The sequence below is a fragment of the Blautia sp. HA3515 genome, from assembly GCF_059933065.1.
Genome location: NZ_JAYFUY010000087.1, coordinates 1 through 7,196, shown reverse-complemented (window position 1 = coordinate 7,196; position 7,196 = coordinate 1). Strand labels below are relative to the sequence as shown.

At 43.6% G+C, this 7,196-nt stretch carries 6 protein-coding genes and 1 pseudogene; all 7 read right to left on the bottom strand.

The window, feature by feature from the left end:
* Positions 1–422, bottom strand: a 422-nt coding sequence (locus tag R1Y93_RS07790; RefSeq protein ID WP_500822363.1) for a class I SAM-dependent DNA methyltransferase, incomplete at its 3' end; no start/stop codon positions are given.
* 99 nt (positions 423–521) lie between these two features.
* On the bottom strand, positions 522–1,520 hold the full coding sequence (locus R1Y93_RS07785; protein WP_500822362.1) for a hypothetical protein: 999 nt from the start codon (positions 1,518–1,520) through the stop codon (positions 522–524).
* Between the two features lie 146 nt (positions 1,521–1,666).
* The gene (locus tag R1Y93_RS07780; protein ID WP_500822361.1) at positions 1,667–3,220 is read right to left on the bottom strand and encodes a HelD family protein; all 1,554 of its coding nucleotides are present in this window, start codon (positions 3,218–3,220) and stop codon (positions 1,667–1,669) included.
* Between the two features lie 13 nt (positions 3,221–3,233).
* Positions 3,234–3,434, bottom strand: coding sequence for a hypothetical protein (locus R1Y93_RS07775; protein WP_500822360.1), 201 nt, complete (start codon positions 3,432–3,434; stop codon positions 3,234–3,236).
* 109 nt (positions 3,435–3,543) lie between these two features.
* Positions 3,544–3,744, bottom strand: a complete 201-nt coding sequence (locus tag R1Y93_RS07770; protein ID WP_500822359.1) for a hypothetical protein — start codon at positions 3,742–3,744, stop codon at positions 3,544–3,546.
* Positions 3,745–3,916: 172 nt separating this feature from the next.
* Positions 3,917–5,755, bottom strand: a pseudogene (locus R1Y93_RS07765) (ABC transporter ATP-binding protein).
* The coding region (locus R1Y93_RS07760; RefSeq protein WP_500822358.1) for an ABC transporter ATP-binding protein at positions 5,752–7,196 on the bottom strand (1,445 nt) is incomplete at its 5' end. The gene R1Y93_RS07760 and the pseudogene R1Y93_RS07765, both read right to left, overlap by 4 nt.

The following is a 7,196-nucleotide window of genomic DNA, read 5'->3' as shown; positions in this document are numbered from 1 at the left end:
TCAAAGATAAAAAGGCCGCCCGGATCCAGATAATTATTTACCAGTTCAAAAACATGCTCCAGATCCTGCTCCTCCGTAAGATAATTCAGACTGTCACATACGCTGATCACAGCCCGCACTGTACCATAAAGTTCAAACTCCTGCATGTCCTGCAAAAGATACAGGATATCATGGCCTGAAATCTCTCTTTTCTGCATGGCCTCTGCCAGCATCTCCTCTGAATTATCCACACCGATCATGTCATAACCGGAGGCAGCTAACAGTTCTGTCATAGTACCTGTACCACAGCCCAATTCCAGTATCAGGCCGTCACTGATCCCATATTCTCTAAGTGTATCCTTAAGATAACCGGCCCAGCTGTCATAATCCACATTATCCTGAAAAATATCATATACCCTGGCAAACTCGCCATATGCTTCCATTGTATCCATTCTTTTCCCCACGTATAATAAACAGCAGACAACCGGCTGTAAGTCGGCTGTCTGCCTTTGGTTTCTTCCTGAAGTATTACCGGAAATCCTTTATTCTACCGGCATATAATATACATCTGCACCTTCGCCGTGCCAGTAATAATCCACATCATTCTGATCATAAACATCCTCATTATTGGCAAAACGGTAAGTATTGCCCTGGGAATCTACCCAGTTACCACTGCCATCCGGGGTGATCACAAGCGGATGTCCGTCAGAGTTGCGGTAGATGGTTCTTGTCTGATTGGTATCGGTAAGCTGCTCCTGTGTAAAGCCTCCGGAATTACCGGTAGTGGAGCTGGCCTGTCCGTCTGTACCTGCAGCAGAATCACCTGAAGCTGTACCATCTGTTGTCTGTGTACCGTCTGCAGTGCCATCTGTAGTGCCGTCAGCAGTAGTATCTGCAACAGCAAGTGTACTGGATGCACCAACGATCTGGAAAGAATCAACAGAAGTCTGGATCCCTGTCAGGGATGCGTCATTCACTACAGAACCTGTGATACTGTAGTACTCGCTCTCATTAGCATATACCTTCTTCACAGCATAAGCATATCCACCGCTCTTCTCTGTATTCAGATACTTCACAGTGTAAGAATAAATGCCTACTCCATTCACATCTGTGCTGTTATAATTCTGGATCTCAAAATCTGTACCCTGCTCAAGGTCAGAAGCCTGCTCAAGTGCAACTGCCAGATCCTGGGTATTGGGGATCATAGCTGAAGACATGTCCTCTTCCCCTGCTCCGTGAAGAACAAGGATCTTACCCTGCTCAGGTGACTCAAAGCTGATCATATCCTCTGCATCTGACTTATTCGCCCAGGTAGCGTCCGGAAGCTTGATCGTCACTGCTCCATCACTGGAAGTATAAGTAGTATCCTGTACATCTGGTGCAATCGTAGGCTCTGGTGTAGGCTCCTGGGTGGGCTCCGGTGTAGGAGTCTCATCTACGATCACCTGCTCTGCCGGATCATCTCCGCCAAAGCATCCTGTGGCCAATCCTGAAAGTGCTGCTGTTATAGTTAAGAGAACTAAAAATCTTTTATTCTTCATAATTGCCTCCTTATTTATCTTACAAAAATCCCTCATTCGATATTTTACAATTGTATTACAAATATGTCAATATTTTTCACAGTGCAGATTCTTAAATTCCTGTAAACTTTTAAAAAACACTGTGTAACGATTCAGTGTCCTCACAGTCAGGAATCAAAATGCTTTCCAGAAACAGTTAAAACACTGTACATATATAACTCATGAAGAGCCCTTGTAGCTGCAATATATCTCCCCTGTTTTGCAAGCGCACTTTGATCTTTTTCAGGAAATACAACAAATACCTGGTCAAATTCCAGTCCCTTTGCCAGATAAAAGGTAGTAACTGTAATTCCCTTTTTAAATCTGGAACTGTTCCTGTGCAGGTAATTGAACCGATCCTTTGTATCAAAGCCTGTTCCTTCCAGCATCTTTTTAAGCAAGGCTGCTCCCAGGTCTGCTTCCTTCTCTGTACGGAAGATCACAGCTGCCGTTTCAAACTCATCCTCACCCAGTTTGATACAGTCCAGTATTGCTTTCACTGCCGCCTGTATATCCTTAAACTGCTGTTCCTGTACCGGCTTTCCATGACGCTGAAGCAGTTCCATATCCGAAATCCCTGCCAGCTTATTAGCATAAGCAGCGATCTCCACTGTATTCCGATAACTTTTATTCATCTGGATCCTGCGTATATCCCTTCCGAAGATCCCAGGCAGGAAAGCAAACACATCCTGTTGTTTTTCTTCCATTGTCTGTGCCTTGTCTCCAAGAATGGTCATTCTGCAGGAAAACATATTTTTCAGGATCAGATACTGCATTCTTGAATAGTCCTGCATCTCATCTACCACCAGGTGCTTGATCGTACTGTTTTCCTGCTGCCCCCATAAACGGTATTTCAGATAAAGCACAGGATATACATCTTCATATAGAAGTTTTCGCTTTTCAAGAGGAACCCTGGTAAGAGCCGGATATCCGCTGCTTTCCAGGAAACGACTGTACAATACATACAGATCCCTTGTTTCATACAGGGAATAAAAATCCTCCCTGATCAGTTCTCTCTCTTCATCTGGCAGATCCCTGTCCCTTAATGTTTCCACTTCATCAATAAAATAATCACACACTGCATCCATTCTGGCAAGCAATGGAATATCCATAAATTTGAAGTAAAACAGATCAATGATCTCTGCTTCTGTCTTTGTATAGCCTTTATAACGGATATCCCTGAAATCCATCAGCTCATCTTCCAGTTCTGTGATAAACCGTTCCAGCTGGTTCAGAAATCCTTCGGACTGCTTCTCCTGGTAAAAGGTAACAGCCTTTGGATAGTTCAGGCTTCTCTCGATCTGGTCATAACGGTCTTCACAATCAGCTGCTGTATCCTGAAGCTGCCGATAAGCAAACAGGTCGAAGCTCATTTCTTTTATATTTTCTTCCCCTAGTTCCGGCAGAATATGTGAAATATAATCTGAAAAAACCCCATTTGGAGACAATACCAGGATATTGGACGATTTCAGATTCTGCCTGTCATGATAGAGAAGATACGCAATCCTGTGAAGCGCAATGGAATGTTTTACCTTGATCCTGCCGCCCCCTGGGATCACCATGATCCGGTCTTTCGTGTTACGGATAATCGCATTCTGCTCCTTCTGAATGGTGCTTACAATATTCTTCAGCGCTACAGAGCCATTACTTCCCAGCTCTGCCATCAGGATCTCATCATCCACCTTGATGTCACTTTCAGAACTGATGGACCATCTTCCCCCTGCGGATCTTGTACTGCCATTTGGAAAGGATCTCTCCCTGGATCCTGCCAAGAGGTGCTTCATAAAAAGCCGGTCCTTTATCATAATCATAAAAAAGTCCGCATACAGGTGCACGCCAGTCATAGACCAGGGGCACACCTCCTGCCTTTTTCTGCAAAATTGCCAATACCAACATAAAAGCTTTCCGGCTCTATCTTCTCCTCTCAAAAATGAAATCTGACTCTTCCCAAAAAGGGAGAATCCAAGCATTTTTCCGAAACCTGCTTTTCAGATGGAGTTGCTGCTCATTGGCACTCGATTTGATGAAACAACGCCTGCTGATTATCAAAATTTTCATATCCATACTGGTCCATTTCTGTGTAATTTTCCCAGTAATATTCATGCATCCCGTCTATTTCTTTCTGGCCTTCTGCAATGCTTTGGGATATCTCTGCAATCCTCTGACGCAGCTTATCCAATACATAGGCCAGATATTGAAGTCCCATCTTTATTGTCTGTCATTCTAAAAGCTCCCTTTTTGTCATCCCCTTCCAGAGAGGTTCTTATTATTATACCCTATAGCCTTTAAAAAGTACACAAAAAGAAGCAGTCCACCCCAAACAAACTGAAATGAAACCGCTTCTTAAAAATGCTTATCTGTAACTGTACGCTGATTATTTATGCTGTCTGTGTTTTTTCAAACTGGCTGTTATAAAGCTGTGCATAAAATCCTCCCTTTGCCAGCAATTCCTCATGAGATCCCTGTTCAATAATATCTCCATCCTTCATAACAAGGATCATATCTGCATCCTTGATAGTAGAAAGACGATGGGCGATCACAAAGCTTGTTCTTCCCTTCATCAGATTGTCCATTGCCTTCTGGATCTGCATCTCTGTTCTGGTGTCAACAGAAGATGTAGCCTCATCCAGGATCAGGATCTTGTTGTCTGCCAAAATAGCTCTGGCGATAGTCAAAAGCTGCTTCTGGCCCTGGGAAATATTACTTGTCTCCTCATCCAGTACCATATTATAGCCGCCAGGCTGCTGCATAATAAAGTGATGGATATGAGCTGCCTTTGCTGCTGCGATCACCTCTTCGTCTGTAGCATCCAGTCGTCCGTACCGGATATTCTCCATGATCGTTCCGGAGAACAGCCAGGTATCCTGCAGAACCATACCAAACATTTCTCTTAACTGACTTCTGTTAAAATCCCGGATATCATGTCCATCTACACAGATGGAGCCTTTATTTACATCATAGAACCTCATCAGCAGCTTCACCCATGGTGGTCTTACCTGCACCTGTGGGTCCTACGATTGCGAATCTTCTGCCCATTTTTCACATCTGCTGAAAAATCATGGACAATGATCTTATCCGGATTGTAGCCAAACTCAACATGCTGGAATTGCACATTGCCGGAAAGTCCTGTAATATCCACAGCATTCTCTTTGCCCTGCTCTTCCTCAGGCTCATCCAGAAATTCAAAAACTCTTTCAGACGCTGCAGCAGAGGACTGAAGCAGATTTGTTACCTGTGCGATCTGCTGGATAGGCTGTGTAAAATTACGGATATACTGGAAGAAGACTGGATATCTCCAACCTCAATACTTCCTTTGATCACAAACACACCGCCTAACAATGCAACCATTACATAGCCCAGATTGCCGATAAACTGCATAATAGGCATCATCATGCCTGAGAAAAACTGAGATTTCCATGCAGACTCGTAAAGCTTCTGGTTGTCTTTTTCAAAAACATTCAGTACGTCCTGTTCCTTGTTGAATACCTTTACCACATTGTGTCCACCGTAATTTTCCTCAATCTGACCATTTACTTCGCCAAGATATTTCTGCTGATCACGGAAATATTTCTGCGACCGCTTCATTACCCCATTAATGATCAGCATGGACACTGGCAGGATTAAAAGGGCTGCCAGCGTCATCGGCACATTAATGGAAAGCATCATTATAAATACTCCGATCAATGTGGTAATGGAGGTGATCAGCTGGGTAATACTCTGGTTCAGACTCATCTGCAATGTATCCACATCATTTGTTACCCTGGAAAGAATCTCTCCGTTTGTCCGGCTTTCAAAATAATTTAAAGGCAGACGATTGATCTTTTGGGAAATATCCTTACGCAGACTATACGTAACATCATTGGAAATCCCTGTCATTACAAACCCCTGAATAAGGGAAAAGCATGCACTTGCCACATATAAGGCCAGCGTAAATAAAAGAATCTGACCAATCTTTGAAAAATCAATGCCACCAGATCCATTTACCTTTCTTGACCAGTCCGTTGAAAAGCTCTGTGGTTGCTTTTCCAAGGAATCTTTGGCCCAACAATATTGAATATAGTTCCTGCAATAGCAAACAGAAACATTAGTCCAAAACGGAATTTATATTTACCCATGTACTGGAACAGACGACTCATGGCTCCTTTAAAGTCCTTGGCCTTCTCAACAGAACGCATACCATGCCCGCCTCCCATAGGTCTTCTGCTTCTCTCACTCATGCTAATTCCTCCTCTGACAACTGAGACATTGCGATCTGACGGTAAACCTCACAGTTCTTCATCAGTTCCTTATGTGTTCCGATACCAGCCATATGTCCTTCATCCAGTACAATGATCTGATCTGCGTTCAAAATAGTACTGATACGCTGTGCAACAATGATCGTTGTTGCATCTTTAGTACTCTCCTTTAATGCTTTCCTCAGATTACTGTCCGTTTTAAAATCCAGTGCAGAAAAGCTATCATCAAAAATAAAAATCTCCGGCTTCTTGGCAATCGCTCTTGCAATGGACAAACGCTGTTTCTGGCCTCCGGATACGTTGGTACCGCCCTGTGCGATCGGTGATCTGTACTTCTCGGGTTTTGTATCAATAAACTCTGTAGCCTGGGCGATCTGTGCTGCCTGCTGTACTTCTTCAGAAGAAATGTTTTCTTTTCCGTAACGGATATTAGAATCAATTGTTCCTGAGAACAGGATTCCTTTCTGAGGTACGTATCCAAGGCATTCCCTTAACTGGTGCTGTGTCATTTTACGCACATCCACACCATCCACCTTTACCGTTCCCTGCGTTGTATCATAAAATCTTGGGATCAGATTGACCAGTGTACTCTTGCCACTTCCGGTACTTCCGATCACAGCCACTGTCTGGCCTTTCTTAGCAGTAAAGCTGATATCATTCAACACATTTTCTCCTGCGCTTCCGGGTAACGCAAAGCTTACATGGTCAAATTCAACTGTTCCACGTAAACTATCCTGTGGAGCTTCCGGAGATATCGGATCTTCAATACTGCCTTCTGTTTCCAGAACCTGATTGATCCTGACAGCAGCCACATTGGCACGGGGAATCATAATGGACATGGCAGTGATCAACAGGAAGGACATAATGATCTGCATAGCATACTGGATAAATGCCATTACATTTCCTACCTGCATACTTCCGTTATCTACTGCATGTGCTCCGAAGTAAATGATCATAACGGATACACCGTTCATGATCAGCATCATTACAGGCATCATAAAAGTCATACATCTGTTGACAAACAGATTTGTTTTCGTCAATTCCTCATTGGCAGTCTCAAAACGGTCTTCCTCGAATTTTTCCCTGCTGAATGCACGGATCACAGGAATACCGGTAAGAATCTTCCTTGTAACCAGATTCAAACGGTCGATCAGAGTCTGCAGCTTTGTAAATTTGGGCATTGCGATCTTAAACAGCACCAGGATCACAAGAAGGATCAGTGCAACAGCAACACCCAGGATCCAGGTCATGGATGCATCAGTATTCAGTACCTTGATCACACCTCCGATCCCCAGTATAGGGGCATACAGAAGAATACGGAAGGTCATGGTCATAACCTGCTGTACCTGCTGCACATCATTAGTACTTCTGGTGATCAGGGATGCCGTTGAAAACTTATGATATTCGTTGCTGGAAAATCCTA